General features: G+C 38.8%; 33 protein-coding genes and 1 pseudogene. 25 read left to right on the top strand and 9 right to left on the bottom strand.

The window, feature by feature from the left end:
• Positions 1–57: 57 nt before the first annotated feature.
• The 9 genes from MKZ25_RS18350 to psiE all read left to right on the top strand — a co-directional run bounded on the left by MKZ25_RS18350 (position 58) and on the right by psiE (position 5,601).
• Positions 58–966 (top strand): aminoglycoside phosphotransferase family protein, encoded by a 909-nt coding sequence (locus MKZ25_RS18350; RefSeq protein ID WP_340802749.1) that lies wholly within the window; start codon positions 58–60, stop codon positions 964–966.
• Positions 967–1,007: 41 nt separating this feature from the next.
• Positions 1,008–1,217 carry an ATPase gene (locus MKZ25_RS18345; RefSeq protein WP_340802748.1) on the top strand — a complete coding sequence of 70 codons (210 nt, stop codon included), beginning with the start codon at positions 1,008–1,010 and terminating at the stop codon, positions 1,215–1,217.
• Positions 1,214–1,927: a class I SAM-dependent methyltransferase gene (locus tag MKZ25_RS18340; RefSeq protein ID WP_340802747.1), complete on the top strand. Its 714-nt coding sequence runs from the start codon at positions 1,214–1,216 to the stop codon at positions 1,925–1,927. The genes MKZ25_RS18345 and MKZ25_RS18340 overlap by 4 nt, the downstream gene beginning before the upstream one ends.
• Before the next feature lie 356 nt (positions 1,928–2,283).
• A complete protein-coding gene (locus MKZ25_RS18335) occupies positions 2,284–2,616 on the top strand; it encodes an aminotransferase yhxA (RefSeq protein WP_340802746.1) in 333 nt (110 codons plus the stop codon).
• Positions 2,617–2,631: 15 nt separating this feature from the next.
• Positions 2,632–3,030, top strand: coding sequence for a DUF350 domain-containing protein (locus MKZ25_RS18330; RefSeq protein ID WP_340802745.1), 399 nt, complete (start codon positions 2,632–2,634; stop codon positions 3,028–3,030).
• 17 nt (positions 3,031–3,047) lie between these two features.
• The gene (locus MKZ25_RS18325; protein ID WP_340802744.1) at positions 3,048–3,503 is read left to right on the top strand and encodes an RNA helicase; all 456 of its coding nucleotides are present in this window, start codon (positions 3,048–3,050) and stop codon (positions 3,501–3,503) included.
• A 7-nt stretch (positions 3,504–3,510) separates the two neighbouring features.
• Complete coding sequence (locus MKZ25_RS18320; RefSeq protein WP_340802743.1) at positions 3,511–4,722, top strand: glutathionylspermidine synthase family protein; 1,212 nt, start codon at positions 3,511–3,513, stop codon at positions 4,720–4,722.
• 25 nt (positions 4,723–4,747) lie between these two features.
• The gene (locus MKZ25_RS18315) at positions 4,748–4,930 is read left to right on the top strand and encodes a hypothetical protein (RefSeq protein WP_340802742.1); all 183 of its coding nucleotides are present in this window, start codon (positions 4,748–4,750) and stop codon (positions 4,928–4,930) included.
• A 242-nt stretch (positions 4,931–5,172) separates the two neighbouring features.
• Positions 5,173–5,601, top strand: coding sequence for a phosphate-starvation-inducible protein PsiE (gene psiE, locus MKZ25_RS18310; RefSeq protein ID WP_340802741.1), 429 nt, complete (start codon positions 5,173–5,175; stop codon positions 5,599–5,601).
• A gap of 278 nt (positions 5,602–5,879) precedes the next feature.
• On the opposite strand, the gene MKZ25_RS18305 is transcribed toward psiE, so the two are convergent.
• Entirely contained in the window at positions 5,880–6,848 is a 969-nt protein-coding gene (locus MKZ25_RS18305) for a DMT family transporter (protein WP_340802740.1), read from the bottom strand.
• A gap of 142 nt (positions 6,849–6,990) precedes the next feature.
• Between MKZ25_RS18305 and MKZ25_RS18300 the strand changes: the two genes are divergently transcribed.
• The 7 genes from MKZ25_RS18300 to MKZ25_RS18270 all read left to right on the top strand — a co-directional run bounded on the left by MKZ25_RS18300 (position 6,991) and on the right by MKZ25_RS18270 (position 14,540).
• On the top strand, positions 6,991–7,851 hold the full coding sequence (locus MKZ25_RS18300) for a LysR family transcriptional regulator (RefSeq protein ID WP_340802739.1): 861 nt from the start codon (positions 6,991–6,993) through the stop codon (positions 7,849–7,851).
• A gap of 183 nt (positions 7,852–8,034) precedes the next feature.
• Positions 8,035–9,414, top strand: a complete 1,380-nt coding sequence (locus MKZ25_RS18295; protein ID WP_340802738.1) for an MFS transporter — start codon at positions 8,035–8,037, stop codon at positions 9,412–9,414.
• Positions 9,415–9,487: 73 nt separating this feature from the next.
• Positions 9,488–10,672 (top strand): amidohydrolase, encoded by a 1,185-nt coding sequence (locus MKZ25_RS18290; protein ID WP_340802737.1) that lies wholly within the window; start codon positions 9,488–9,490, stop codon positions 10,670–10,672.
• Positions 10,673–10,803: 131 nt separating this feature from the next.
• Positions 10,804–11,985 carry a M20 metallopeptidase family protein gene (locus MKZ25_RS18285; RefSeq protein ID WP_340802735.1) on the top strand — a complete coding sequence of 394 codons (1,182 nt, stop codon included), beginning with the start codon at positions 10,804–10,806 and terminating at the stop codon, positions 11,983–11,985.
• Between the two features lie 76 nt (positions 11,986–12,061).
• Positions 12,062–12,355, top strand: coding sequence for a DUF5316 domain-containing protein (locus tag MKZ25_RS18280; RefSeq protein ID WP_340802734.1), 294 nt, complete (start codon positions 12,062–12,064; stop codon positions 12,353–12,355).
• Between the two features lie 100 nt (positions 12,356–12,455).
• A complete protein-coding gene (locus MKZ25_RS18275) occupies positions 12,456–13,592 on the top strand; it encodes an S-layer homology domain-containing protein (protein WP_340802733.1) in 1,137 nt (378 codons plus the stop codon).
• Between the two features lie 123 nt (positions 13,593–13,715).
• Positions 13,716–14,540 (top strand): methyl-accepting chemotaxis protein, encoded by an 825-nt coding sequence (locus MKZ25_RS18270; RefSeq protein WP_340802731.1) that lies wholly within the window; start codon positions 13,716–13,718, stop codon positions 14,538–14,540.
• 41 nt (positions 14,541–14,581) lie between these two features.
• Here MKZ25_RS18270 and MKZ25_RS18265 read toward each other — a convergent pair whose 3' ends face one another.
• On the bottom strand, positions 14,582–15,040 hold the full coding sequence (locus MKZ25_RS18265; protein ID WP_340802730.1) for a DUF2975 domain-containing protein: 459 nt from the start codon (positions 15,038–15,040) through the stop codon (positions 14,582–14,584).
• A 120-nt stretch (positions 15,041–15,160) separates the two neighbouring features.
• On the opposite strand from MKZ25_RS18265, the gene MKZ25_RS18260 reads away from it, so the two are divergent.
• The 5 genes and pseudogenes from MKZ25_RS18260 (at position 15,161) to MKZ25_RS18240 (ending at position 18,188) form a co-directional block, all read left to right on the top strand.
• Positions 15,161–15,589 carry an ABC transporter permease gene (locus tag MKZ25_RS18260; protein WP_340802729.1) on the top strand — a complete coding sequence of 143 codons (429 nt, stop codon included), beginning with the start codon at positions 15,161–15,163 and terminating at the stop codon, positions 15,587–15,589.
• A 34-nt stretch (positions 15,590–15,623) separates the two neighbouring features.
• Positions 15,624–16,073: a GNAT family N-acetyltransferase gene (locus MKZ25_RS18255; protein WP_340802728.1), complete on the top strand. Its 450-nt coding sequence runs from the start codon at positions 15,624–15,626 to the stop codon at positions 16,071–16,073.
• 16 nt (positions 16,074–16,089) lie between these two features.
• Positions 16,090–16,629, top strand: a complete 540-nt coding sequence (locus MKZ25_RS18250; protein ID WP_340802726.1) for a GNAT family N-acetyltransferase — start codon at positions 16,090–16,092, stop codon at positions 16,627–16,629.
• A 25-nt stretch (positions 16,630–16,654) separates the two neighbouring features.
• Positions 16,655–17,082, top strand: a pseudogene (locus MKZ25_RS18245) (NUDIX hydrolase).
• Positions 17,083–17,126: 44 nt separating this feature from the next.
• The gene (locus MKZ25_RS18240; RefSeq protein ID WP_340802724.1) at positions 17,127–18,188 is read left to right on the top strand and encodes a PQQ-dependent sugar dehydrogenase; all 1,062 of its coding nucleotides are present in this window, start codon (positions 17,127–17,129) and stop codon (positions 18,186–18,188) included.
• A 63-nt stretch (positions 18,189–18,251) separates the two neighbouring features.
• Here the strand turns inward: MKZ25_RS18240 and MKZ25_RS18235 are convergent, their stop codons facing one another.
• The 5 genes from MKZ25_RS18235 to MKZ25_RS18215 all read right to left on the bottom strand — a co-directional run bounded on the left by MKZ25_RS18235 (position 18,252) and on the right by MKZ25_RS18215 (position 21,476).
• Positions 18,252–18,452: a helix-turn-helix transcriptional regulator gene (locus MKZ25_RS18235; protein ID WP_340802722.1), complete on the bottom strand. Its 201-nt coding sequence runs from the start codon at positions 18,450–18,452 to the stop codon at positions 18,252–18,254.
• The gene (locus MKZ25_RS18230; RefSeq protein ID WP_340802721.1) at positions 18,449–18,979 is read right to left on the bottom strand and encodes a DUF6773 family protein; all 531 of its coding nucleotides are present in this window, start codon (positions 18,977–18,979) and stop codon (positions 18,449–18,451) included. The genes MKZ25_RS18235 and MKZ25_RS18230 overlap by 4 nt, the downstream gene beginning before the upstream one ends.
• 159 nt (positions 18,980–19,138) lie before the next feature.
• Positions 19,139–19,699 (bottom strand): signal peptidase I, encoded by a 561-nt coding sequence (gene lepB / locus MKZ25_RS18225; RefSeq protein WP_340802720.1) that lies wholly within the window; start codon positions 19,697–19,699, stop codon positions 19,139–19,141.
• Between the two features lie 42 nt (positions 19,700–19,741).
• Positions 19,742–20,914, bottom strand: a complete 1,173-nt coding sequence (locus MKZ25_RS18220) for a M20 metallopeptidase family protein (RefSeq protein ID WP_340802719.1) — start codon at positions 20,912–20,914, stop codon at positions 19,742–19,744.
• Positions 20,915–20,933: 19 nt separating this feature from the next.
• Complete coding sequence (locus MKZ25_RS18215; protein ID WP_340802718.1) at positions 20,934–21,476, bottom strand: GNAT family N-acetyltransferase; 543 nt, start codon at positions 21,474–21,476, stop codon at positions 20,934–20,936.
• 385 nt (positions 21,477–21,861) lie between these two features.
• Between MKZ25_RS18215 and MKZ25_RS18210 the strand changes: the two genes are divergently transcribed.
• The gene (locus MKZ25_RS18210) at positions 21,862–22,794 is read left to right on the top strand and encodes a sensor domain-containing protein (protein ID WP_340802717.1); all 933 of its coding nucleotides are present in this window, start codon (positions 21,862–21,864) and stop codon (positions 22,792–22,794) included.
• A 47-nt stretch (positions 22,795–22,841) separates the two neighbouring features.
• Positions 22,842–23,564, top strand: a complete 723-nt coding sequence (locus tag MKZ25_RS18205) for a putative bifunctional diguanylate cyclase/phosphodiesterase (protein ID WP_340802716.1) — start codon at positions 22,842–22,844, stop codon at positions 23,562–23,564.
• Between the two features lie 41 nt (positions 23,565–23,605).
• Here the strand turns inward: MKZ25_RS18205 and MKZ25_RS18200 are convergent, their stop codons facing one another.
• Both MKZ25_RS18200 and MKZ25_RS18195 read right to left on the bottom strand, forming a co-directional pair.
• Positions 23,606–24,007 carry a PH domain-containing protein gene (locus MKZ25_RS18200; RefSeq protein WP_340802715.1) on the bottom strand — a complete coding sequence of 134 codons (402 nt, stop codon included), beginning with the start codon at positions 24,005–24,007 and terminating at the stop codon, positions 23,606–23,608.
• Between the two features lie 83 nt (positions 24,008–24,090).
• Entirely contained in the window at positions 24,091–25,302 is a 1,212-nt protein-coding gene (locus MKZ25_RS18195; protein WP_340802714.1) for an NAD(P)/FAD-dependent oxidoreductase, read from the bottom strand.
• Positions 25,303–25,420: 118 nt separating this feature from the next.
• On the opposite strand from MKZ25_RS18195, the gene MKZ25_RS18190 reads away from it, so the two are divergent.
• Together MKZ25_RS18190 and MKZ25_RS18185 are read left to right on the top strand one after the other, a co-directional pair.
• Positions 25,421–26,080 (top strand): phospholipid phosphatase, encoded by a 660-nt coding sequence (locus MKZ25_RS18190; protein WP_340802713.1) that lies wholly within the window; start codon positions 25,421–25,423, stop codon positions 26,078–26,080.
• 132 nt (positions 26,081–26,212) lie between these two features.
• The gene (locus MKZ25_RS18185; RefSeq protein WP_340802712.1) at positions 26,213–26,569 is read left to right on the top strand and encodes a hypothetical protein; all 357 of its coding nucleotides are present in this window, start codon (positions 26,213–26,215) and stop codon (positions 26,567–26,569) included.
• Positions 26,570–26,617: the final 48 nt, after the last annotated feature.

Genomic DNA, 26,617 nt, shown 5'->3' with positions numbered 1-26,617 from the left:
GATGTACTTGAATATGTTAAACTAATACATACAATTTCTAACAAGTGGAGGAACTCTATGGTCGATATAAAAAACTACAATACATTCAAAAAAATTGAAGCGATCCATAAGGGATGGTCGGACGATAAAAAGTACTATATTGAAACAGTTACAAATGAGAGGCTGTTGCTTCGCATATGCGATATCGCAGAATATGACAAAAAGAAAAGTGAATATGAAATTATAAAGTGTTTGGCTGAAAGGGGCTTGCCTGTTTCATGGCCTGTTGATTTTGGAGTGTGTGACAACGGCAAAAGTGTCTATACTATTTTCCTTTGGTGTGACGGTGAAGACGCGGAGCACATACTGCCGAACCTGTCAGAAGCCGAACAGTATTCACTAGGGGTGAAATCAGGGCAAATACTGAAGGAAGTTCACAGCATTTCTGCACCGGCAGAGCAGGAAGAATGGGCAACGCGATTTAACCGTAAAGCGGACAGTAAAATTAAAATGTACCAGGAATGTGATGTAAAAATAGCTGGTGACGATAAAATTATTCGGTATATTGAAGAGAACAGACACCTCTTGGAAGGCAGGGAGCAATGTTTTCATCATGGTGACTTCCATGTCGGGAATATGGTTATTTCTCCGCAGAAAGAGCTGTATGTAATTGACTTTAACCGCAGTGACTATGGTGACCCATGGGAAGAGTTTAACCGGATCGTGTGGAGCGCCGATATCAGCCCGTACTTTGCTACAGGGCAGCTTAACGGTTATTTTAACGGAACACCGCCGATGGAGTTTTTCTCACTACTTACTTTTTATATTAGCAGTAATATGCTGTCATCCCTTGCCTGGGCTTTAGATTACGGGGAAGACGATTTAAACATAATGGAAAATCAGGCCAAAAATGTTTTGGAATGGTTTGACGGTATGAACAATCCTGTACCGACTTGGTATAAGGGAGAATTAAATTTGGTTGATTAAAAGCTAATGGACAATAAATAGAATAGAACGGAGATGAAATAATGGGAAAAGTATTTTGGATTCCATTACTTGCCTCGTTTGCAACAATAGCCGTTTTATATTTTATCGGTTATTTAGCTGATATAAATTTTCTTATATTTAAAATTTCACTCTCATATACAGAAATTGCTTTACTGCCAATCTTTGTGGGGGCTGCAGTAGGAATAATAACAGAATGGATGCTCAAAAGGAAGGCAGGGGTAGTTAAATGATTGCCTATTACTACGATCAGCTTCATACATGGGGGAAAGAAGATGATTTCTTCATGGAGTTGCTGCAATTAACAAAAGCTAAAAAGATTGCCGATTTGGGATGTGGTACTGGCAGGGTAACGATAGAATTGGCAAAGGCGGGTTATGAAGTAACTGGAATCGATCCAAATGAAGAAGCCGTTCTTCGTGCGCAAAACAAAGCTCATGCACAATCGGTTTCATGGATAATCGGCGATAGTCAGGACCTGACAGCTAACGCATATGATGCCGTAATCATGACAGCGAATGTTGCGCAGGTCTTTATTACCGAAGAGAGCTGGAATAGTGTACTGCAAGATGTATTCACAGCTTTAAAGCAGGGCGGGCACTTTATTTTTGATGCACGGAACCCTCAAGCAAAAACATGGGAAGAGTGGCAGAAAGATGAGACAGTAGACGAACTTCAAGATGTATATACAGGAGACCCTTTGCTGTATTGGGATGAATATGAAGGATTAGATCGTAATGTTTTTACCTTTTATGAAAAAATCAAAAATGTTAACACGGATATTACACACGAAGCAAAGGTCCAGCTAATATTCCGCAGCTTTGAAGAAATTTCGTCATCGCTTAAAAAAGCGGGCTTTTCGATAGTGAACACTTATGAAGATTTCAAGTTACAGCCGGCTACTAATCAGGCAAAATCGTTTATATTTCATTGTGTGAAATGATGAGAATAGAATAGGAGAGGGTGTTTTGGAAAATATATTGGAAAATGCCTTTCAAATTTCGGGAGTAATCCTTCTTATATGCGGTATATATTTTTACAGGCATTTTAAAAAAATGAAAAAAGAAAAAAAGCTGACATCTTCCGAACATGCGGTCTACATAATTACACGAATCGCGATGTTTGTTTGGGCTGGGAGCTATTTTCTTCTGTTTCTAAATAATTAACATATATTATAAATCCTGTTTTCCTGTACAGGATTTTTTTATTCTACAAAAGTACCAAAATAAAAACTTATAGAATCTTTTTTTACTGCTGTTACGTAAGAATAAATAGGAAAGGGAATGGAGGCCAAGACAGATGGAGAAGACGAAGAAATTGATGGCCGGTGTTTCAGCAACTGCGCTTACTTTAAGCTTGGCAGGCTGCGGTACTTCAAACAGCAGTTTACCGCCAAAGCCTACTGACCAAAGCTGCAGGGATTGGGACTGGTCGGAAGAAGAAGGTGTATGGCGCTGTGACGAAAGCCGTTCGGGATATTATGGAGCCTATTTTTTTGGAGGCAGATACTTCAATAATAAATCGGCATTAAACAGCGACAGCAGCTATGTAAATTATAAAAACAGCGATAGTTTTAAAGCCGCAAGAACCAGTTCAGGTTTTGGCAGTGGCACAAAAAGTTATGGAGGATAGGGGAGATAAAATAATATGAACGGGTATTTAAACTTTTTATCATATCTTGGTGTATCTTTAGGTTTGTTAATCATCGGAATGGTGCTGTTTACGCTCAGTACACCAAAGATTAAAGAATTTCAGTTGATCGCACAAAGGAATGTATCGGCCGCAATGCTACTAGGTGGTAAAGTCGTCGGACTGGCAATTGTATTAGGCGCAGCTGCCGAATATTCGATTTCTTTAATGGATATGGCGTTATGGGGAGCGATTGGGATTGTAGCACAAGTAGTTGTATTTTTCCTAGCTGAAGTTATAACAATCCGATTCAGTATTCAAAAGGCGATTGAAGAAGATAATCGTGCAGTCGGAACAATGTTATTGTCGTTATCAATTGCGGTTGGGTGGATTGTAGCGAAATGCATATCTTATTAATTTAAGGAGCGAAAACAGTGAAGCGTTTAATTTACTATGTAGATAAGGGAAATGGGCATTATGAGCCGTTTTATGAATACACGGAAACAAATGTAGGAATCGATGAGTTTTATGCAAGACAGCTTTGCACCTATTTTATTATGCGCGGTACACAGTATGAGCTTGTATCGAATGAAATGGAAGAAGATATGGAAGTACTTGTTTTAAAGGAGATGGGCCGCAATTTATCCGGTGAGGATGAGAAAAACTTTCGCGAACGGGGCATACATATAGAATTCAGAAATCCGAATGAGCGTGAAAATTATCGCCTGTTGTCGCGTATTCCTTGTAATACTCACTTTGAAGTGATCCGCTATTTATTGAAAGACATAGTGGATATACCGTCCATTGGGCAAATGCTCGTAACATCTACGGAGATTGACGAAGATCGTGGGGTTTACGTAATTTATGTAACCGAGATGAAAGTGAGCTGAGCAATTCATGACGAACAGCGACCGCAGCCTGTTTTATGAGAAAATCGACCAATTTTGGGCAGATTTATATGATGAGGAGTACGCCCTCTATGATATTTATGAAGTAACAGATGAAGAGGTCGAAAAAGTCCGAATAGCTACAGAATGTGCCGGGAAAATCTATTTTAAGACAGCCCATTTATTACGTAATATTCCGGATGAAGCACTGCTTGAAATGGGGTATCCGGAAGAAACGCTTCCTTTACTACGAATGAAAACACTGGAAGCCGAAAGTGTAATAGCCCGTTTTGATTTCATTGCAAATAACGGCGGCTATAAATGTATTGAAATGAATGCCGATACACCTACATTCATCAAGGAATTGTTTGTTGTAAATGAACTAATCTGCCAAGCATTCGGTATGAAAAATCCGAATGCCGAAAGGGAAGAGCTGTTAAAAAGCAATGTGCGAAAAAGTGTTGCCCAAAGTATATTTTCGCCTGATGCCCATATTGTTTTTACCGCACATGAAGATAATATAGAAGACTATTACACTGCGCTTTACATAATGCAATTTGTGCCCGGAGCGAAATTTACGCCTTTACATCAGTTGCACATACAAAAAGGTGTGGGATTGTTTGATGAAGACGGAAAGCGTATCGACTTACTGTATCGTCCGACATTTCCGATTGAAAACTTAATTTTGGACGAAGATGATGCGCAGAATAGAATAGGATTGTGGTTAATAGAATTGGTAGAGATGAATTTGCTGACGATCCTCAACCCGCCTTCTGCATTTTTACTGCAAAATAAAGCAGTACAGGCAATAATCTGGGGATTGCATGAAGAAAAAAATGCATTTTTCACACCTGAAGAGCATGAATGGATTGCTGAATACTTTTTACCGACGTATTTGGAAGACACTCCATTCATCGAAAAAGGGTTACGCTATGTGAAGAAACCGGTATATGGCCGCGAGGGGGATACGGTGGGAATTTATGCTGAAGACGGACAGCTTATAAAAGAAGATGCCCAAAAATCGTATACGCACTATCCAAAAGTGTACCAGCAATTTATCGAGCAGCCGAAAACAACATTCCAAAGCGAAAAAGGAGTACAAACAGGGGAATTACTGGTCGGCAGTTTTTTAATAAGCGGAAAGCCGGCAGCAATGGGATTGCGTGTTGGCGGGATGATTACAAATAATTTATCGTATTATTTGCCGATCGGAATGAAATAAGATGAGATTAGAGGTGTCATAGAACTTGAGCAATCGGTTTATTGCTAATTTATCGTTTATATTATGCGCAGTTATTTTATTAAATAATTTATCAGCCCTTGTATTACATACGGAAATTTCTAAAGTGACAATTATTCTGTCGATACTTTTAATGGTTGTTTTATTTATCAATGGCGTTGTCCATAAGAAAAAGGCAGTCAGTAAATAAACATGGCTGGGACAGATGCAACTTAATTTTGTCCCAACCATAATATTAAAATAGTAAATCCGATATAACTTTGATAATCAAAAGGAAAAAATAATTGCCAGCAGAATCTCCATCCATTTCCCTATAAAATATGGAAGCAATTTTTTATACGAATAATTTTTTAGAATAGTAATCGCTTACAAAATTGACACACCTCCAGTGATGGAATAATCTGAAAATATAACGTCTGGAGGTGTGTATAAATGAAGTTTTTATCCAAACCTAAGCCCTATAAAGAAATCATTCCGAAAGTGCTGCAAGTTATATTGAATATTGGTTTAACAATACTGGCATTGGCTCTTTGCGTCATGCTCATCATCGAAATGATTGAGCTTTTAAAGTTCATTTTTAATGGGGAAAAGCATGAATACAAATACTTTCTGGCTAAAATTTTAGTATTCTTTCTGTATTTCGAGTTTATCACGATGATTGTGAAGTACTTTAAAGAGGATTATCATTTCCCGCTTCGTTATTTTATGTATATCGGAATTACGGCAATGCTCCGACTCATTATTGTTGAACATGACTCCGCAGTTGATACACTCATTTTCGCAGGGGTAATTCTGATTTTGATTATTAGTTACTATATTATCAACATTACACCGAGAGAGCGGCCGAACAGAAAGGCATAAACATTAACTTATAGAAAAAGGCTAATCAGTAATAATCGATAAGATTAGCCGTCTAGCCGATATAATCAAACTCCTGCTAATTAATCTTCTCAACATTCAACAGCCATTTTCATATTAATACTTCGCCATAAAATGACATTTCTGTTAAGCGTATTTTAACCTAAAAGATACTATTATAAGGAAACTATTAAAATGAACGATAAAAGTAGCGAAATTTAAATAAGCGCATCTATCTCATTTGATAGATACGCTTATTTGTATTAAGTCTTAGTCAGTATTTAAGAAACCCCTTCACTCCATCTAGATTGTACCGAATGACTGGTTCTTTTCTTGTCACGCACTCTTACATACAGATTGTTGGATAGAAGCGCAATGATGATTAATACGGTTCCGACAATATCAAACACCGTCACAGCATTTCCTTGAATAATGGAAATGAACAGTGTAGTGACAGGAACGAAATTGATAAACAGTAATGCATTCAAAGGTGAAAGGTAACTAACCCCGATATTCCAGCCGAGTAATGCAATGACACCCGGGAAAATAATCATAAACAGTAAGTGCGGACCAACTGCGACTACATCATTGACAGCCGGTACCGGTACAGCACCGAATATTGTTGCACCTAAAGTAACGAATAATGCGGTTACCGTTCCAAGTAAACAGCTCAAAGTGGAATAGCGCAAAGCAGACCAATGACTGAATTCATTGGCACCCATTGTATAAATAACCCAGCCAACAACAGCAATAAAGATTAACAGAGACGGAATAAACTGACCCGTCGTGCCTAAAAATGCCTGCAGGTCGCCTTTTGTAATTACTAATACCGCCCCGATAAATGATAGCAATACACAAAGTAATGTAAACAGGGTTGGACGGTGCTTAAAAATCATCCACGTGATGACAATCGAAATCATCGGCATGAGCGATTCCATAATAGAGGCCGTCATAACACCGGATTGTCCGAGCAAATCCTCGCCCCAGAAAATAAGCAAATTATAAATTGTAAAGGCCATAGTACCGAAAAACCAAAGCTGAGGGCCTTTCCCTTCCAAATGGAAAGCGCCCTTTCCTTCTTTCCATAATAGCAGCGCAACTAAAATAAGCGTTACCGCGCCATATCTGAAAATCGTAAAGTAAAACGGATCTATATGTTTAAACGCATCATGTGCTACCGGAAACATTGCACCCCATGATACTGCAGCTATAAAACAAAGGATAGAACCTATTAGAACATTATTTTTCAATCTTATTTACCTCTTTCATTCAATTATTAACAACATCATCTTACAATTGAAATGATATCTCGTAAAATGAATAAAAAACATTGTTAATATCATATTTTTTGATACCATAGTAGAAAGGAATATAGAAGGATGGTGAAAAAGGATGGAGTTTAAAGATTTGGAAATTTTTCAGCTCGTTGCAGAAAAAGGCACCGTTACAGAAGTTGCAAAAGAGTTGAATTATGTACAATCGAATATTACATCAAGAATTCAAAAGCTTGAGGTGGAGTTAAATACACCATTGTTCAACAGACATCGTCGTGGAATGATTTTAACACCTGAAGGAAAAAAACTATTGGCCTATAGTGAAAAGATATTATTGCTGACGGATGAAATGAAACGGGCTGTCCTTAATAAAGAAGAACCAATCGGCAAACTGGAAATCGGCACAGTGGAAACGGTTTATCATTTACCGAACATCTTGTCTTCCTATATAAAAAGCTATGAAAATGTAGACTTGTCACTAATAACAGGAGTCACGGAAAAGTTAGAGGAAAAAGTATTAAATTATAAATTGGATGGGGCATTTATTACCGCTTCGAATATTCATCCGGATCTTGAGTCATATGAAGTATTTGATGAGGAGCTTGTATTAATTTCGAATTCACCACATCTGAAGCTGGATGAATTGGAAAGTGTCCCGTTTCTATGCTTTAGAAAAGGCTGCGGATACCGGGCACGTCTGGAAAAATGGTATGAGCAAGAAGGTGCGATGCCTCAAAAAGTAATGGAATTCGGCACATTGGAAACAATTATACGCAGTGTCGCAATGGGACTAGGCGTTTCATTTGTGCCAAGATCGGCGGTAGCCCACCTGGAAAAAAGCGGAGAAATTGCTTGTCATCAATTGCCGGGTGAATACAGCAAGGTTAAAACAGTCTTTATCCGCAGGGCAGATGCGTACTTAACGACAACTATCGAAAAATTTATTGAAACGATTCAACATAACAGACAGTTAATCTAAATATGACGTATGCGAACAGGTTTATCTGGTGGTTAATATAAGTAATAAAGTTCAAAGCAACTGTTGCGTATTTATCGCAGCGATTGCTTTTTCTTTTTGACCAATTCTTTTGCGGGTGGAAAGTATGGTTTAAAGAGTTTTGAAGACATTATAGTTATGCTTTAAAAATATGGAGGATTTATTATGAATACTTATAAAGGTACGAATAAAATGATCATCGGAATTGTCTTCGGTGTTATTACATTCTGGTTATTTGCTCAAGCGATGGTAAACGTTGTACCGGCTGTTCAAGAAGATTTAGGTATTTCGCTTGGCACGATAAATATAGCGATTAGCTTATCGGCTTTATTCTCAGGGATGTTCATCGTAGCGGCAGGTGGTCTTGCTGACAAAATTGGACGTAAAAAAATAGCGGTCATCGGTTTTTGGCTAAGCATTCTTGGTTCGCTCTGTTTAGTATTGACACAAGGTGCGGTTTTATTAATTATTGGCCGAATTATTATCGGTCTATCGGCAGCATTCATTATGCCTTCCACAATTGCTTTAATCAAAGCATATTTTGATGGTCCAGATCGTCAAAGAGCGCTAAGTTTCTGGTCTATCGGTTCTTGGGGTGGTTCAGGTGTAGCATCATTTGCAGGTGGTGCCATTGCAACATCATTAGGTTGGAGATGGATTTTCATCTTCTCAATCATCTTTGCTCTTATTGGTTTATTTTTACTGAAAGATACACCAGAAAGTAAACAAGAATCTTCAGGTAAATTCCGATTTGACTATCTTGGTTTAGCGATCTTTGCTGTAACGATGGTTGCTTTAAACATCTTTATTACTTATGGAGCAGATTTTGGCTGGACAAGCGCTAAGTCATTAATTCTTGCGGCAGTTGCAGTTGTTGGACTAATTGTATTTATTAAAGTAGAACAAAGTAAAGAAGTCGTATTAATCGATTTTGCGGTATTTAAAAATAAAGCCTATACAGGTGCAACGATATCGAACTTTTTACTTAATGCAATTGCGGGAACACTAGTAGTAGCCAATACGTATGTACAAGTCGGACGCGGATTTAATGCTTTCCAATCGGGTTTACTTTCACTCGGCTATTTAGTGACGGTATTGGCGATGATTCGTGTAGGTGAAAAGATTCTTCAACGTGTCGGTGCGAAAAAGCCAATGATTTGGGGTGGCATAATTACTACGATTGGTGTCGCTTTGATGGGATTAACTTTCCTGCCGGATTTAGCGTATACAATTGCAGTGTTCGTAGGATTCGCCTTATTCGGACTTGGTTTAGGAATTTATGCAACACCTTCGACAGATACATCTGTGTCCAATGCACCTTCCGATAAAGTAGGGGAAGCGGCAGGCGTATATAAAATGGCAAGTTCTTTAGGTAGTGCGTTCGGTGTCGCCATTTCCATGACAGCATACGGCGCGGCTGCTGCAAACGGCAATCTGGAGTTTGCCGCAACAACAGGGATTATCATTAATGTTATATTCGGTGTCCTTTCCATCTTGTCAGTAGTATTCCTCGTTCCGAAAAATGCAGGCAAATCAGCCGAGTAGTTTTTAATAATGTAAGCGTCGAGTACTGGCGCTTGCATATTTTCTTTAAAATAGATGCCTAGGAGTGGTAATCATGAGACAAAAACTAATGGACATGCTGGAAGTCCGCAAAAATGAAATCATTCAAATTCGGAGACATTTACACCAGCATCCTGAAATATCGTTCCAAGAAGAAAATACTGCACAATATATTCTCGACTTTTATAAAGGAAAAGATGTGGAGATTCATTCAAACGTAGGGAACGGCTACGGGATTATCGTAACGATTAAAGGTGGCAAGCCGGGAAAAAATATAGGACTTCGCGCAGACTTTGATGCATTGCCGATTACCGAAGAAGCCGACGTTCCGTTCAAATCCGTAAATGAAGGGGTCATGCACGCATGTGGCCATGACGGGCATACTGCCTATTTACTTGTATTGGCGGACTGTTTAATCGAGTTGAAAGATGAGATTGCAGGGACAATTAAAATTATTCACCAACATGCTGAAGAAGTTCCGCCGGGCGGTGCGAAAAGTATTGTAGAGTCAGGTCTTCTCGATGATTTAGATAATGTTTTCGGGATCCACTTGCTGCCTATGGGGCCTGCAGGATTTGTCGGTTATAATTCAGGTTTTGCCTTTAATGGCCGTGCGTACTTGAAGCTGAAAATTCAAGGACGAGGCGGACATGGTTCCTCACCACATTTGGCAAACGATGCGATTGTTGCCGGCGCACACTTTGTCACTGCTGCACAAACAATTATTAGCCGCCGCTTAAGTCCGTTTGACATCGGTGTGATGACAATCGGCTCATTCGATGGTAAAGGGACATTCAATGTGATTAAAGACAGCGTGGAACTTGAAGGCGATATTCGCTATATGACGCTAGAAACGAAAGAAAAGATTGAAGCGGAAGTAAAAAGATTAGTAAGAGGTCTTGAAGAACAATTCGGTGTTACTTGCGAATTGACGTATGAAAACGACTATCCGCCGTTATATAATGATCCGGAGCTAACAGCGAAAGTAGCGGGTTATTTAATAGATGCGGATGATCCGGACATTAAAGAGGTGAAGGAAGTACCGCCAATGTCGCCATCTGAAGACTTTGCCTATTATGCGGAAAAATTTCCGTCCTGTTTCTTCTATATTGGCTGTACACCAAAAGGAGTGGAAAAACCTTTCTTCAATCATCACCCGAAATTTGATATCGATGAGGATGCTCTTTTAGTAGCAGCAAAAGCAGTTGGGCAGGTTGTTGCCGGCTATTATGAAGAATAAAATAAAAAGGAGTTTCGGATTAATGCCGAAGCTCTTTTTTTATTGGACAAATACCTATGCCGAACACCTCGTATAACAAATGTATATACTAATTTGATGCATAAGAACAAACAAGAAGAGGAAGTGTTCAAGTGCTTAAAGAGTGGCATGAAGATGTAGAGGAAGTGTACGATCAAATGGTTGCTTGGAGAAGACATTTGCATGAGAATCCTGAACTGCCATTTCAGGAGGTGCAAACGGCTAGAATGGTCGGCGATATTTTAGCCGGATATGGAATTGAAGTTCAACGGAATATAGGCGGGCAAGGTGTAGTCGGTATTTTAAAAGGAGGGAATCCAGGGCCAACCATTGCACTAAGAGCTGATATGGATGCATTGCCGATTCAACAGGAAAATGACGTCCCCTACAGATCCCAAGTTCCGAATGTTATGCATGCATGCGGTCATGATGCACATACGGCAACAATGTTAGGGGTAGCAAAAATATTAAGCAAATATCAAGATCAATTACATGGAACGGTTAAATTCATATTCCAACCTGCTGAAGAACAATTTCCGGGCGGGGCCATTCAAATGATAGAAGAAGGTGTGCTGGAAGGAGTGGATGTAATTTTCGGCAATCATGTACTTTCTTCCGTTCCATTAGGGAACTTTACAGTACCAAAAGGGAGCGCGACAGCTTCCAGTGATTATGTAAGAATTAGAATAATCGGTAAAGGTGGACATTCTTCTGCTCCCCACACTTCAGTCAATCCAATTGTGATAGGCGCACAAATAGTCAATCAAATTCATATGCTGTTGAGCCAAAAAGTTGATCCGGTCCAACCGGTAGTGGCGGCAATTACTATGTTCAATTCCGGCGTAGCGATAAATGTAATTCCCGAAGAAGCATCAATTGCGGGTACGGTCCGTACATTTAACGAGGAGCAAAGGGATAATGTCAGAACGTTTTTAACGCATATTCTCAACAATGTCACAGTAACTTACGGGGCGACTTATGAGCTGGAATATAAGAGAGGGTACCCGCCGTTAGTAAATACCGATAAAGAGGCGGAAATTGTGAGAAGCCTGCTCAAAAATATCAATCATTTAAGTGTAATTGAAATCCCTCCTATTATGGCAAGTGAAGATTTTTCCTATTATTTACAGCAAGTTCCGGGAATATATTTTTATACTGGTTCAGCTACAGATGACCCCAGTACCAAATTCCCACATCACCATCCAAAATTTAATATCGATGAACAGGCAATGAAAAATTCGGCAAAGGCATTTTTAAGTATTGTAGATTATTACTTAGTTCCAGAGGATGCCTAAGAAAAATCTGGTTTTATTAATTTATTTTGAAACCTTTCCTGAAATATTGGTGTATATAGGGGAAGGAGGAATGAATATGAAATATCTTCTAATTGGGACTGGATTATCTTTGACCGGTATTTTACTGGCCATTATTATTTGGGATGTTCATATGATTTCCAATGTTACGAGCGGGATTGGCTTTATTTTTTTAATAGTGGCTTGTCTTTTCTCGGGAGCCTTTGTAAATGGAGATAGAATGCGGGCAAACTGGGCAAATGAAACGAAAGAAAGCTGGATTCAAAGAAATAAAATTGCATGGTGTTCACTTATAATGGCAATTCCAAACTTCGCCATTGCATTCATCTTTTACTATTATTTGGGCTATTAATTTTTTTCGAAACATTACCAAAGTATACTTGCATTCATATAAATTCTGTTTAAGTAATATATTAAGCTATTATAGATTTTGCAGAAGTGGGGTAACTAGATTGAAGGTACTTCAGTTAGTATGTTTATTAATTTTTACAGTCAGTTTTATTACTGCAACGCCAGCGTCTGCAGCAGAAAAAACAATCGATCAGTATTACATGGATGATGTAAGTTATGAACATGGCGCATATGAGCAGTTGGAACGTTTCCTATATGCAAATATTATAGACGGATATGAAGAACCGACAGTCTATGAAGAAGATGGGGAAGTTTACGAATATATTTCCATTCTTTTAAAGCCCGAAAACAGTATTACGCGTGCACAGTTTACGCAGATTTTAGTAAATGCAATGAACTTAACGCACGGCGAAAGTAAAAAGGAATTCTCCGATGTAAATTCTTCTGCATGGTATTATGACATTGTTCATATTGCCAGCAGTAAGGGCATTATTACCGGAAAAGAAGACGGTACATTTAAACCGGATGATAAAATTACACGTGGTCAAATGGCGACGATGATTTATCGTGCATTTAATGGGACAGTTAATTTTCCTGAAAAAGGAAAATCATTTAATGATGTAAAACCAAATAGCTATGCTTATGAAGCGATTGTGAAAACTGCGGGAGCCGGTATTGTAAATGGTTATGGAGAAATGTTTAAACCGGATGATTATGCAACTCGTTCTCATGCCGTATTGATGATTGACCGTGCGATGCATTTAGAGAGTGGTAATGCAGAAGATGAAACTTCAATTATTGCGACAGTCAATCGCTATATTGATAAAGAATTTGAGTTTTCTTCAGACATGGCAAGCGAAAACTTGGAGGATATGGATGCGCTCTATCGTGAAACAACAACGGGCTACTATTTAGCCTATTCACTTGATAGCCAATTGCTATTGGAAGGCGCAGATTTTTCAACTGGATCTAGTTCATCTCAAAAAATCGGCGAGTATTCAAGTAAATTAATCTCACTGAATAAACGTTTTGCCGCAGTGAAAATTGATGATTTGAAAGTTCATATCAAGATGACTGACCTGGAAATCGATTTTAATCTGGAAATGACATTAGATTTATCAGGAACAGCATACTTAAAGAAAACAGAAGACGACTTGTGGAAAATCTATAATTTAGTCTATGAAGAAGAAGGCTTCGATGATATGCTGACTGCAGCCGCAGCAATGGAAGAACAATAAAAAAAGTCGCTTTCTTTTGTAGAAGGCGATTTTTTGTTGAATCATATAGGATAGATTATAGACATTTCGGAAGATTGTGGTATTAAAATATTATTATATAATATATTCAAAGGGGTGGTGGGCATGCATACAAAACTACAAGCAGTAGTAGACACGATGGAGTTATACCAGGCAACTTTTCCGGAAGATGCTTGTATCATTGTAGGGAGCAATGAAGAAGTTGTCGCATATTTACCGGGAAAGTACATAGATTTAAAAATTGATGTAGGGTTGAAAATGGTAGATTTCCGCGGCACCGTTACAGAGCGTGCATTGACGACAAAGCGCTTTTTAAGAGAAGAAAAAGGTCCGGAGAGATTTGGTTTTGCTTATATTTCATCCGCACAGCCAATTTTTGATGGAACAGAAATTATTGGAGTAGTAAGTGCTATTATTTCAAATGAAAAAATGGATTCTATGCGTCAATTAGCGACAGAGTTATCAAGTGCTGTAGAGGAAATGACCGCAACGAACGAAGAGTTGACTGCCGCGAGTATGGACGTATCAAACCGCTTGGATGGACTTGTTTCCTCAACGGAAATGATGACGGCTGATATTGTGGAAATTAACCAAATGGTTGATCTAGTAAAAGGAATTGCATCGAAATCACAAATTTTAGGATTAAATGCCTCAATTGAAGCTGCTCGTTCCGGTGAGCATGGAAGAGGCTTTGCTGTTGTAGCGAAGGAAATTCAAAAAATGGCGCAGAACAGCAAAGAAAGCGCAGAAAAAATTGCTGCGCAGCTTAACAAGATTCGCACTTCTATTGAAGAAGTTAATGGAACGACAAGCCAAATCGCAGCATTTACAGAACAGTTTGCCACAAGTATGCATGAACTGAACGACGCATATGGAAGTGTGAACAGCACGGCAGAAAAGCTATTGGATATTAGTGAAATAAAATCATAAAAATTGAACGACCACTCCGAAAAATGACGGAGTGGTTGTTTTTAATTCACCTTCAATCGGCTTTTAATAAGTGCATGTTTTAAAAAAGTGGCACCTGCAGCAACAAGAATCGTAATTAATATGATAACAATACCGAGCAACGCCACTAACGGAGGCAGTGCATTAGTATAATCGAGCAGGAAAAAGCCCGAAATGTATAAAACGAGTATGACATAGGCGCAATATTTAATATAGTTTAATCCCTGTTCTAGGCGACTGGAGAAAATGGATTCCCGCTCTATAATCTTAATCATCTTCACTGTTTCGTAAAGTGCATAGAAAAATGGAATTGCAGTTGCATACATACCTAGCAAAATTGGATATTGCAAATAAGCGACTTCCGGATTTAAATGCGCAGTTTCCTGAGCTAGCCACGGTAAAACAAATATACATAATATCAATACGAGTACACCAGTTGAAATAATCAATGTTCTTAAAAAGATTGAGTTTAATTTTGGCATGTTCATCCTCCTTTTTCAGCTATATGCAAAATGGACGTTAGAATATTCGGAAAGTTTCAAAGCGTATTCAGCAATTCCCACTCCTATATATTCCATTAATTGTTACAATAAGTAAAAGAGGTGAATAGAATATTCGGTACAGATGATTATAAAAAAATAGAAAAGAATAGAAAATATTTCCTGTTATTTAATCTCATTACGATCCTGTTTTTTACTGGAATATCTTTTACTTCCGTTATTCCTAATTTAAAAGGATTTGATTTAGTCTCTACATTTATAGTTTTCTTTATTTATATTGTTGTTGCAAATGTCTTTGTAGGGATTTTTGTTCAAAAAACGGAACTGTTTTTTTTCATCTCGTTATTATTCAGTGCTCTCGGAATGGGCTGGCGTCTATGGCTTGAATGGGGAGAATTCAGTTTAGTCGAACATACAAACGTTGTTGTAATGATAGGTTATCCAAGTATTACAGCACTTATCATCACACTTATTTATGCTGTTTCAGAAAAGATCAAGACGAAAAAGATCGTCATTCTAGATAGGGAATAGAAGAGACTCAATAAAATCAGGAAGGGGAATATGAATGGAATTTCGATTAGCTACTATAGAGGATATGGAGTTATTAATAGATTTACGCAAGCGATTATTAGTGGAGGAAGGGCAATCCGTTTCTTCTGATATCGATGAACAATTAAGGAGCTTTTTTGAGAAGCAATTGAATTCTGATCAATTTGTTCAATGGATCATTGAAGAAGAGAAAAGTGTAATCGCTACCGGGGGCATTCAGTTTATATCTTTTCCTCCGAGTTATTCCAATACTACAGGCATTCGCGGGTATATTTTAAATATGTACACAGCACCGGAAAGCAGAGGTCGGGGACTTGCCAAACAGTTGGTTAAGCGATTATTGGCAGAAGCCCAAGAAAGAAATGTACATCACATATTTTTAATTTCTTCACCGATGGGAAAACCGTTATATAAAAAAATCGGTTTTAAAGAAAATGACATTTACATGGAATATTTCATTAAATAGTTTAGGGGATGAGGAAATGATTTTAGAAACGGAAAGACTCCTGTTAAAGCCGTATGAAGTTGAATTTGCAGATGCTATTTTTGAAGTAGTAAAGCATAGGGAGATTGCGGACACAATGGTCATGATTCCGCATCCATATCCACGTGAAGTTGTCGATCGGTGGATTGCCTATTTGCAAAAAAGCTTTGAGCAAGGGACAGCCTATGAGTTTGCTGTATTTTTAAAACAAAGTGGGCGCTATATCGGGAATTGCGGGCTCGTTACAGTTTCAAAAAACCATCGTAATGCAGAGGTGGGCTATTTTATCGATGTCGCAGAGTGGGGTAATGGCTATGCCACAGAAGCATGCAAAAGAATTATTGATTACGGATTTCAGGAACATCAGTTAAATAGAATTTACAGCCGCTGTATGGTTAGAAACATTGCTTCAAGAAAAGTAATGGAGAAGTCCGGTATGGTTTGGGAAGGATGCCACAGACAGGAATTTTTAAAAGATGATATATATGAAGATATGGATTATTTAGCTGTTTTAGCTGAAGAATATTTTATGGAATAACTTTTAATTTAAAAGGACTGATGAAATGGAACAAATTCAGCAGAAAATAAAAACAACCCCGAAACATATCGTATCTGCAGCAACCATCGTACTGAACAGTAAAAATGAGATTCTGCTTATTAAAGGGCCTAAAAGAGGATGGGAAATGCCGGGTGGTCAAGTAGAAGAAGGCGAATCTTTGACGGCTGCAGCGATTAGAGAAACAAAAGAAGAATCAGGAATAGATGTGGAGATACTCCAATTCTGCGGTATTTTTCAAAATGTAGAGAAATGTATTTGCAACACGCTTTTCTTAGCGAAACCAATCGGGGGTATACCGCTTCACCGGAAAGTCTGGAAGTCGGGTATTTCCCAATTGAAGAGGCCCTGGAAATGGTGACAGTAGGCAACTTTCGTCAAAGAATAGAATATTGTTTGGACGCAACGAAACAGCCGTTTTTTATAGATTTTTAAATGAAGAAACATTGAAAAGATATGTACCGCAAAGGAGGTTTTCTGTGAAGCAGTTATTCGTCGGGTTGGGTATTTCCCTGCTATGTTTAACAGGATGTTCTACAAATGAAAAACAATCTGTGTCCATTGGAAGTAGCAGTCCGCAAACGGTGGAGCAATACGAAACAATCGCTGCTAATTTAGATGCACCGTGGGCAATTAATAAAATTGGGGAAATCTTTTATATATCGGAGCGAACAGGGCATATTGTAAAAGTCGAGCAAGGAGAAGTGACAAGACAGGACGTAAAGCTTGAAAAAACACTGTCCACCACATCAGAGGCGGGGCTGCTTGGCTTTGAATTGGCACCGGATTTTGAACAATCCAATGAGGCATATGCTTATTATACGTATGAAAATGGGAACGACCAGTTTAACCGGATTGTATTGCTTATGCTTGAAAATAATAACTGGCTGGAGAAAAGCATACTGCTCGATGAAATTCCTAGTGGTACGTATCATCACGGTGGGCGTGTAAAAATCGGCCCGGATCAAAAGCTTTATGCGACAGCAGGTGATGCATCGAATCCGCAAAATGCACAGGACTTGACTACGCTCGGCGGAAAAATACTGCGCATGAATCTGGATGGGAGCATTCCGGACGACAATCCTTTTCCACATTCATATGTGTACAGCTACGGACATCGAAACCCGCAAGGTATTACGTGGTCACCGGACGGCACAATGTATGCAAGTGAACATGGGCAAAGTGCAAATGATGAAATCAATAAAATTGAAGCAGGGAAAAATTATGGCTGGCCTTTAATTGAAGGAGAGGAAAAGCAGGAAGGGTTCATATCCCCATTATTCACTTCAGGTAATGATAATACTTGGGCCCCTTCAGGTATGGCGTTCTACGATAACAAGCTATATGTTTCTGCGCTGCGGGGAACAGCAGTGCTTGAATTTGATTTGAAATCAAAAAAAGTAAAAGAAATCGTCAATGTTTTGGGGCGAATCCGCGATGTATGGATTGAAGGGAATACATTGTACTGGATTACAAATAATACGGACGGACGCGGTGCACCCGGAGAGAAGGATGATCAGCTGTACAAGCTGGAATTATAGAACATTAAAAGGGAGTGGAAAAGTAAATAACTTTTCCGCTCCCTTTAATAATGGCTGCCGTTATTAGGACTGGTCATCCCAAAACAGTTCATCCAAAGTCTTGTTTAATGTTCTGCATATGGCGATACAGACACTTAATGTCGGATTATACTTGCCGAGCTCGATGAGTCCGATTGTTTGGCGTGTAACCCCAACCTTTTTTGCAAGCTCATCCTGTGAAAGATCATGTTCAATTCTGGCCATTTTCAAACGAATATTTTTCATTGGTTTCGCCCCGCCTCATCATCATCTTCCTCAAGCATTTTGCTGTTCACTTTTTGACTTTTATTCAAGGCGCTTTTAAAGGCAGCAAATAACAGCAGTAAATAAAGTGGAACATAAATTATGAGCGAAACGATGAACACTACAAAGAAATATTCAATTGCCTGAGAAGAACTGTCCGCATATTGGTATGCACTGTTAATTCCCATGAAAAGTGCGATGACCAGACCAAATCCAACACCGAGAATCAGCTGTTTTGTGCTGTATGAAAACTTGCTGTTGGCATCATGAAGTTCAACTTCATCCGAAAATACCCCAAGTTGTGAAGAACGGAAGCCGTAGTATAGACTGGCACCTATTAAAATGATCATCTCAGTAGCAACAGACTCCATACTTACTCCGAAACGGTAAAATTTAACCACAATCGAAACGATAACGATGATCATTGTAAGTATATAGATTTCCCGGTAAATTTTATTTTGCGCGTTGTACACACGCTCATCTACCATTTTTTTGTTCCAAAACCCCATTTTATCTCCTCCAAAGTTAATATTGTTAAGCTTATTATACAATATATAATTCTAAATGCAATTTATATTTGTCATATTGTAATTTATTTTATACTTTTAAAAAACATAAAAAGCCGCGACTGCTAATTACAGCAGTCGCGGCAAGTCTACAAATCGGAATTATTTCACCAAACCTATTGAATCGAGCGGGTAAAAACGAATGGATGTGGAGCCAAGAATCTGTTCTTTTGAAACTAGGCCGATGCGTGGATCTCGGCTGTCACTACTTTTGCGGCGATTATCGCCCATTACAAAATAATAGTCATTCGGAATTTCTGATACACCAGCTATATCTTCCAGTGTGAAATCGAGAGTCAAATTACCAGGATCGTTAAGCGCGGATTTGTACTCATCCAGATAGGGTTCGTCGGTTTTCTGCCCATTTATATAAAGTACATCGTCTTTATATTCGATATGATCACCTGGAAGTCCAATAATACGTTTAATAAAATATTCGCTTTCTAACCCATCGAACACAATGACATCGAATCGATCAAAATCATGGAGTGATTTCCCGATTTTATTGACGATAATCCGGTCTCCGTCTTCGTATGTCGGCATCATAGAAGCACCCTCCACATCAATCGGAGTGAAAATAAACGTGCGAATAGCGACAACAAACAAGGCGGTTATGGCGATAACTTTAATCCATTCAAACAGCTCATTTTTTACATTTTTCATTTTCTATAAACCCCCTTAAAGAACCTGGCAGTTCCAGTAAAATTATTTTACAACACCATGTAGCTTTAATGCTTCCACAAACACATCGGCAATATTAAGCATGGACTGTTCATCCACATCGAATCTTGGGTGGTGATGCGGATAGACTGCATTGATTTCCGGATTGCCGCCGCCTGTGAAGAAAAACGTGCCGGGCTTTTCCTGTAAATAATAGGTGAAATCTTCTGCTCCCATGCGAGGCGGGGCATACAATACTTGCAGGTCTGGCAGGTTTACTGAGACAGCTTCCCGAAGCATAGCGGTTTCGGCCGGGTGATTATAGACGGCATCATAGCCGCGAGTATAGTTAAATTCAAGCGTAGCACCGTATTGAATTTCAATCGCTTTGCATAAGTTGTTTAGCTTCTCTTCGACCATATCGCGAATTGCTGGATTGAATGTACGAACAGTTCCTGTTAAATGGGCTTTATCAGGGATGACATTGCCAACTGTGCCACTTTCAATTTTTCCGATTGTAATAACAGCAGATTCAATCGGATCGGTATTTCTGCTGACGATCGGCTGCACACCAAATACAAATTGTGCTGCAGCAACAATCGGGTCTATTGTTTCATGAGGTGATGCACCATGTCCGCCTTTACCTTGAATAGTAAGTTCAAAAAAGTCGGCAGCTGCCATTGCGTAGCCCTCACAAAACAGCACAGTGCCCAATTCGCTCCAGGATGAGACATGGGAACCGTATACATAGTCCACACCGTCCAGGCAACCTGCATCTACCATTGCCTTCGCGCCACCTGGTACGACTTCTTCCGCAAATTGATGGATGAATACGACATTGCCGTGAAGTACGTCACGGTTATCAGCAAGTGATTTTGCCAATCCGAGCAGTGCGGCTGTATGGATATCATGACCACATGCATGGCTTACCCCATCGACTTTCGATTTGTAGGGCACTTCTTTTTCATCTTGAATCGGAAGTGCGTCAAAATCTGCTCGGAACGCAATTGTCGGTCCGTCGAAGGCACCCTCTAAATAACCTGTAACCCCATTTCCTCCCACCTTCTCTTTTACTTCAATCCCAAAAGAGCGAAGTTTTTCGGCAATAAGTTTTGGTGTATTAATTTCTTTGAATGAAAGCTCCGGATACATATGCAGATGTCTTCGGATTTCAACCATGACCTCAAAGTTTGCTTGCAGTTTCTCTTTTACGCTCATCTTTTCCACCCCTGAAAAATTATTCGTTATTCAATGTTTCCCATTCTTCTCTAAGTAACCCCATGCGAATCGAATCATAATAATACCCTTCGTAATAGCGAACTTTACGGATTCTTGCTTCTAGCTGCATCCCAAGTTTTTCGCCAACACGGATCATGCGTTCGTTGCCTGACCATGTCGTAAATCCGATACGCACTAATGGCATTGTATGAAATAAGTGTGCAATCCATAATTTTAATGCTCTTGTTCCAATCCCTTTTCCCCATGATTGCCCTTCATGCAGAACAATACCTATTTCAAGCCATTTTGACGGTTCATGTTCCCAGTAATAGGAGACAATTCCGCGTACAATGCCTTCCACTTCAATGATCCAAGAGCCTTCATCCCCGATCCAATCCTGCTTTGTCTGGATAAACTGTTCAAAAGGAATCGCTCTATGCGGATAGTACGGAGCATCCCACTTTTTCCACTCGGGCTGTTCATCTTTATAAATCAGCTCCCATAAACGTTCCATATCTTGTTCCGTTATTGGTCGTATAACTAAGTCCTGGTCTGTATACATCGTTTTCCTCTTTTCAAATTAATTTTTATGTCTGTTTGATTGAAAAGAGTTGAAAGATTACTTTTCAATCACTTTCATAAATGGTTTCATTTTTATCAATCCTTTCACTGGAAATTACTATAATTTTATCAGAATATTCCACTAAATGTTGAGTTGTGGAATATTTAATAGAGAAAAAATACGTTATAGTTTCTGAAAACGAAAAGGGAAAAAATAATTTCATTTATAAAATGAAGGGCGAAAAGTAAAAAAATATGGAAAACAGCCGAAACTATCTAAAAGTACTACTAAAATCATTAAATAAGAACTATAATTATAGATTAAAGAATGCAAATTTTCCGAAAATATATTAGAAAAGAATCACTAAATAGAAGTTGGTGGATAGATGGTGAAAACAGAAGATAAAAATGTACTAAGTTCAATGCAACTGACCGTAGAAGAATTACAAAATATTAAAATTGCATTAGACGAGTCGTCCATTTTGGCTGTTACAGATCAGAGAGGCATTATCACAATGGTAAATGACCGGTTTTGTAAAATTTCCAAATATGAACGTTGTGAACTCATTGGTAAAGATCACCGACTTTTAAATTCAGGCTATCATCCGAATACTTTTTTTAAGGAAATGTGGCGTACAATCGGTTCAGGTAAGACATGGCACGGAGAAGTATGTAACCGTGCAAAGGATGGTTCAACATATTGGGTACAGACAACAATTGTGCCGTTTTTAAATGCAAAAGGAAAACCCTATCAGTATATTTCGATTCGTACAGATATTACCGCGCAAAAGAAAATTGGGGAAATGATACATATTGCACATCATGATGATTTGACAGAGCTGCCAAATCGCAGGATGTTGCTTACGGATTTAAAAACACTGATTGAAGTGGAACAGCAGCCATTTTCACTCATATTATTTGATGTGAACCGGTTTAAAAATATTAACGATGGCCTAGGGCACGGTGTCGGAGATATGTTTTTGGCAGAAATTGCGGTACGAACAAAAATACTGAACAGTCCATTGATGACTTTTTACCGTTTAAGTGGAGATGAATTCATTTGTATTTTAAAAGATTCAGCATTACTTGAAAGTGCCGCAGAAGATATACAAGCGCTATTTAAACGTCAATTCAATTTAAATAACCATACTTTTTATGCATCGATCAGTATAGGAGCGGTAAATTACCCGGAGCATGGTCAATCTGCGCATGATATATTGAAATATGCGGATATTGCGATGCATGAGGCAAAAAGAGCAATAATAAGGGTTTTGTCATATATAAAAAACAACAACGCTTTTCACATAACCAACTACTGACATTGGAAACAAAGTTACATGATGCAATTAAAAACGAGGCATTTGAATTGTATTACCAGCCTAAAGTGAACCTGCAAACAAATAAAATTGAAGGGATGGAGGCACTGATACGCTGGTTTGACGAGGAGCTTGGTTTTGTACCGCCGGATCAGTTCATCCCATTTGCAGAAGATTTTGGACTGATCAGTGACATAAGTGAGTGGGTTATTGCTAAAGCCGGTCGCCAAGCAACAGAATGGAATGAACAATTCAACTTAAATCTTCGTGTGGCTGTTAATATTTCACCAAGCCATTTGAAAGCAGATAATTTTATTGATCGTTTAAACCGAATTTTACAGCAGCATGGAATTTCACCAAGTGTACTGGAAATCGAGATTACAGAAATGAGTTTCCTGGATCAAAATTCAGATTTGCTCAAAACGATCGAACAATTGAGTGAAATGGATATTACATTGGCTATTGATGACTTTGGGACAGGCTATTCCTCATTAAGCTATTTGAAGAAATTTCCGATTGATTTACTGAAAATCGATCGTACGTTCATCCACAAAATGTATAAAAACAATGCGGATATTGCCATGGTTTCAGCGATGATTTCTTTGGCGCGTGCACTTAATTTAAAAGTAGTGGCGGAAGGTGTGGAGGAACATGAAGACTTGCACCTTTTACGGGAGTTTGACTGTGAATTTGTCCAGGGCTACTATTATAGCCGTCCATTGACGATTGACGATTTTTCACAACGATTAAGTGAAAAAGGAATACTCGTTTAAAAGATCCGCGCAGACTGATCATTCAGTTTGCGTGGACTTTTCTATGACTTGAGCGCAATACCTGGATTGATTTCAAGTAGCTTTTTTACAAACAGCTCTTTTTCTTTTGGAGATACAAGAATGATTTGAATATGCGGATCAAAGGTAATTTCAATCCGGTCGATTGACATAGCCGGAGCCGATAAAGGATTTTTCGATGGGCGCAAGCTGCGTATTTGTTTAACTGGGATTCGCTTTTTATAAATACCGCCGTAAACGATGAGTACGTCCTTTTCGATGACGTATTTTGTACCAAAAAACAGTATGCACAATAAGACAATCATGAATGCCGTAATAAGGAGCAAAATTGCACTTGGCTCTGTAATGACCCCGTATATCATAGAGATTGGAACTAAAATAAATATAATAGCCATCCAAATATCCACCTTCGATTTAAAAACCATGAAAAAGTCCCCCCTTCTGCTTAATAGCTTATAACAAAGAGGCAAAATTTAAAAATACAATTCCAACAATACAGGTTTTTCGATTATTTAATTCCATATTTCCGGTCCAATGTCACGAGACGCGCGTCGTCATTCGGGCGATTCATGACTAAATCGGCAATAATATGCGAGCCAAGCATACTATAGACCGTGCCGTTACCCCCAAATCCGAGCAGGTAATAGTGATTCGGCTGTTCTGGATGCTGTCCGATGAAAGGAAGATGGTCTAATGACTCGCCAAAGGAAGCACAATATTTATATGGGGCATGGAAGGTTTCATCAGGCAATAGTTCATGAAGTTTATCAAGCAATTCGTTTGCCATTGCTTCCACTTTTGTTTCATGTTTGGCAGGATCGGCTCTCTTTTCGTCTAATCCCCCGATTATAATACGGTGATCCACTGTTTTTCGCATATATAAATACGGGCGGGCAGTTTCCCAAATGAGTGCATTTTCGTACCAACCTTCAAAGCCGGGTTTTTGCTCTGTGACAATCGCATAAGAGCGGTTAATATCAGCACCTTTCATTTTTCCATATGGCAGCCGATCGTAGCCGGTCGTGTATACAATACGGGATGTTTTAAAGATTCCGTTCATAGTATGCAAAATGATCTCATTTCCTTCATCCTCAATGATGTTGGCATACGTGTTTTCAAATAAGTCCAGCCCTTTAGCGATAAGCTGCTCAGTTAATGAAACCACGAATTTGTAAGGGTTCATTTCCGCATCGCTTTGTGTGTACAAAGCAGCAGGCGCATTAAAAGGCAAGCGCTTTTCTACGACAAGTTCATTCCAAAATTCAGCAGGGAACCCGTTCTTTACCAATATTTCGCATTCTTTTTCAAGCTTTGACACGTCTTTTTTTTCACTGGCAAAACAGATGCTTGGACGTCGATTGAAATCTGCCTGGTCTTTTAATGGTTGCGCAATTTCCGCCAGGCGGTCAACTGCCTCCAAGCAAAGTTTATAAAAACGTACAGCATCCTCCTCTCCGATTAAATCACTTAGTTCATGTAACTGAATATCATTTGAATATTGAAGTAGTCCTGTATTGGCGGAAGTACTGCCGGAGCCGAGCTCGTTTCGTTCTAAAACTGCTACCGTTAAACCTTCATCGATTAATGCTTTCGCCGTCAGTATTCCGCTCATTCCGGCACCTACGATAATCGCATCATAATGAGGTTTAATTGGTGGGTTCGTGTGTGGTTCTTTTAAAAGTGTCGTTGGCCAAAATAATAAACCATTGTGTAATTCCATAAATAGTCCCCCCTTGTATTATCTAAAGAATATTTCCCGCTTCGTTCTGTTTCTAATCTTTTTAATAATTTAATTTCGGGGTAAAGGGGAAAGAATAGAAACTAAGAGGAGGGGTATGATGGATCCTTATATTTTCGGATTTTTCACGATTGCCTATATTGCCATTTTCGTCTGGGGAATGGCAAAACATAAAAAAACTGCATCCGCCATATTATTTTTAGTTGTCGCTGCCCTGATTTATGATAATGCAGTACTAGCGTTAGGCCATGTCATAGGAGAGGGAGACCTTCTTAAAAACCTAAGCTATGGTCGTTTTTGGCTTCATGCAATATTCACACCTACTTTAATACTTTTTTCATTGTTTGTAATGAAAGAGGCAAACCTTCATTTTGCCTATAAGAAATGGGTTCCTTTTACATTTGGTGCTTTATGGGTTGTTGCCATGATTGTTGAATATTTTGCAGAGCTGAGCGGATTGGAACTAGCTCCGGAGGAATCGTATGGTGTACTTAGCTACAGTACAACAGAAGCAGCATCCGGTCCGCCGCCAATGATTTTGATTGTCCTTGTTGCCTTGCTAATCGCCTCTATCATGCTTGCCTGGAAAAGAAAATGGTGGTGGATGCTTGTCGGTACAATCGTTATGACGATCGGTAGTGCATTTCCGATTGATATTGGCAGTAACGCGATTACAAATGCCTTTGAGTTAGTGTTAATTGCGACTCTAATGTGGACAGCGATCCATTTTTCGAATGACAGACCGTATAGAAGGTTTTAATGAAGGAAAGTTGAGCTAAGGGGAAAATTACGGTTGAGGATCTTTTGGCTCAGTAATCTATGTAAAAGTTAGAAATTCATCGATACAATCCGTATAATAAAACTAATGATAGTTGAAATGGAGTCGTTAACGATGAAAACATATAGCTTTAAATTATTTGGTGGCTATAAGGTGATACTAGATAAAACAGAACTAACAATTGACTATGCTGGCGAAAAGTTTCTATTTATAAATAAATCTAAACCTCGGATGAAGACTATTTCATATGATGAAATTTTGAGAGTCGATTACAAGGAAGCCGGTATGACATTCGGTTATGTGCGCCTGATTACAGCGGAAAATGCCCCGTACGTAAGCAGTACGTATGTTGCTCAGCATGATGAAAACGCCTGGATGGTCGAAAAAGATGAAATTAGTTTTTTAAACGAAGTATTGGATATCCTGAAAAAACGCTGTAAAAATATACAGTTCTCTCAATTGAAAGCTTAAATATATCACGTTAAAAGTAATCAAGTTTTGGCGTGTTTTTCAATAGCT

It is taken from the genome of Solibacillus sp. FSL W7-1464 (assembly GCF_038004425.1).
In the GTDB taxonomy this organism is placed as follows: Bacteria; Bacillota; Bacilli; order Bacillales_A; family Planococcaceae; genus Solibacillus.
This window is presented reverse-complemented; position numbering and strand designations above follow the sequence as displayed.

What these genes read in the sequence shown, in the direction of transcription:
- MKZ25_RS18230 (WP_340802721.1), bottom strand. Translation starts at nt 18,979, where the DNA reads ATGGGGTTTTGGAACAAAAAAATGGTAGATGAGCGTGTGTACAACGCG.
- MKZ25_RS18185 (WP_340802712.1), top strand. Translation starts at nt 26,213, where the DNA reads ATGAAAACATATAGCTTTAAATTATTTGGTGGCTATAAGGTGATACTA.
- MKZ25_RS18280 (WP_340802734.1), top strand. Translation starts at nt 12,062, where the DNA reads ATGAAATATCTTCTAATTGGGACTGGATTATCTTTGACCGGTATTTTA.
- psiE (WP_340802741.1), top strand. Translation starts at nt 5,173, where the DNA reads ATGAAGTTTTTATCCAAACCTAAGCCCTATAAAGAAATCATTCCGAAA.
- MKZ25_RS18335 (WP_340802746.1), top strand. Translation starts at nt 2,284, where the DNA reads ATGGAGAAGACGAAGAAATTGATGGCCGGTGTTTCAGCAACTGCGCTT.
- MKZ25_RS18330 (WP_340802745.1), top strand. Translation starts at nt 2,632, where the DNA reads ATGAACGGGTATTTAAACTTTTTATCATATCTTGGTGTATCTTTAGGT.
- lepB (WP_340802720.1), bottom strand. Translation starts at nt 19,699, where the DNA reads ATGAAAAATGTAAAAAATGAGCTGTTTGAATGGATTAAAGTTATCGCC.
- MKZ25_RS18215 (WP_340802718.1), bottom strand. Translation starts at nt 21,476, where the DNA reads ATGTATACAGACCAGGACTTAGTTATACGACCAATAACGGAACAAGAT.
- MKZ25_RS18235 (WP_340802722.1), bottom strand. Translation starts at nt 18,452, where the DNA reads ATGAAAAATATTCGTTTGAAAATGGCCAGAATTGAACATGATCTTTCA.
- MKZ25_RS18255 (WP_340802728.1), top strand. Translation starts at nt 15,624, where the DNA reads ATGGAATTTCGATTAGCTACTATAGAGGATATGGAGTTATTAATAGAT.
- MKZ25_RS18190 (WP_340802713.1), top strand. Translation starts at nt 25,421, where the DNA reads ATGGATCCTTATATTTTCGGATTTTTCACGATTGCCTATATTGCCATT.
- MKZ25_RS18345 (WP_340802748.1), top strand. Translation starts at nt 1,008, where the DNA reads ATGGGAAAAGTATTTTGGATTCCATTACTTGCCTCGTTTGCAACAATA.
- MKZ25_RS18200 (WP_340802715.1), bottom strand. Translation starts at nt 24,007, where the DNA reads ATGGTTTTTAAATCGAAGGTGGATATTTGGATGGCTATTATATTTATT.
- MKZ25_RS18210 (WP_340802717.1), top strand. Translation starts at nt 21,862, where the DNA reads ATGGTGAAAACAGAAGATAAAAATGTACTAAGTTCAATGCAACTGACC.
- MKZ25_RS18295 (WP_340802738.1), top strand. Translation starts at nt 8,035, where the DNA reads ATGAATACTTATAAAGGTACGAATAAAATGATCATCGGAATTGTCTTC.
- MKZ25_RS18265 (WP_340802730.1), bottom strand. Translation starts at nt 15,040, where the DNA reads ATGCCAAAATTAAACTCAATCTTTTTAAGAACATTGATTATTTCAACT.
- MKZ25_RS18320 (WP_340802743.1), top strand. Translation starts at nt 3,511, where the DNA reads ATGACGAACAGCGACCGCAGCCTGTTTTATGAGAAAATCGACCAATTT.
- MKZ25_RS18290 (WP_340802737.1), top strand. Translation starts at nt 9,488, where the DNA reads ATGAGACAAAAACTAATGGACATGCTGGAAGTCCGCAAAAATGAAATC.
- MKZ25_RS18350 (WP_340802749.1), top strand. Translation starts at nt 58, where the DNA reads ATGGTCGATATAAAAAACTACAATACATTCAAAAAAATTGAAGCGATC.
- MKZ25_RS18195 (WP_340802714.1), bottom strand. Translation starts at nt 25,302, where the DNA reads ATGGAATTACACAATGGTTTATTATTTTGGCCAACGACACTTTTAAAA.
- MKZ25_RS18340 (WP_340802747.1), top strand. Translation starts at nt 1,214, where the DNA reads ATGATTGCCTATTACTACGATCAGCTTCATACATGGGGGAAAGAAGAT.
- MKZ25_RS18220 (WP_340802719.1), bottom strand. Translation starts at nt 20,914, where the DNA reads ATGAGCGTAAAAGAGAAACTGCAAGCAAACTTTGAGGTCATGGTTGAA.
- MKZ25_RS18300 (WP_340802739.1), top strand. Translation starts at nt 6,991, where the DNA reads ATGGAGTTTAAAGATTTGGAAATTTTTCAGCTCGTTGCAGAAAAAGGC.
- MKZ25_RS18270 (WP_340802731.1), top strand. Translation starts at nt 13,716, where the DNA reads ATGCATACAAAACTACAAGCAGTAGTAGACACGATGGAGTTATACCAG.
- MKZ25_RS18250 (WP_340802726.1), top strand. Translation starts at nt 16,090, where the DNA reads ATGATTTTAGAAACGGAAAGACTCCTGTTAAAGCCGTATGAAGTTGAA.